1 protein-coding gene is annotated in these 255 nt (G+C 66.7%); it reads right to left on the reverse strand.

Annotated elements, in window-relative coordinates; translation table 11 throughout:
* A partial coding sequence (locus SB660_RS22050; protein ID WP_410584593.1) for a zinc-binding dehydrogenase occupies positions 1-240 on the reverse strand: 240 nt, incomplete at its 3' end.
* Between the last annotated feature and the right edge of the window lie 15 nt (positions 241-255).

Below are 255 nucleotides of genomic sequence, written 5' to 3' on the forward strand. Positions count from 1 at the left end.
TCCCACGACGGGGCGAATCACGCCTGCGTCGACGAGTTCGGCGATCCGGCGGAGCTGATCTCCCGAGGATTCCATGAACAGGAACTCATACTGGACGCCCGCTCGGGCGGCCTGGGAACGGATGCGTCGACTGAGTGCGCCGATGGCGAGGCGCAGGATGGGGTTGAGCCCTGCCCGCTTCGCGAACTCCGGTGTAGGGGGCCCGGCGATCCCGATCGCCTTTCCCTCTTGAGCGAGCACCCGCAAGGACTTCTC

Origin of the sequence: Bacillus sp. SIMBA_005 (assembly GCF_046535585.1) — a bacterium.
GTDB lineage: Bacteria > Bacillota > Bacilli > Bacillales > Bacillaceae > Bacillus > Bacillus pumilus.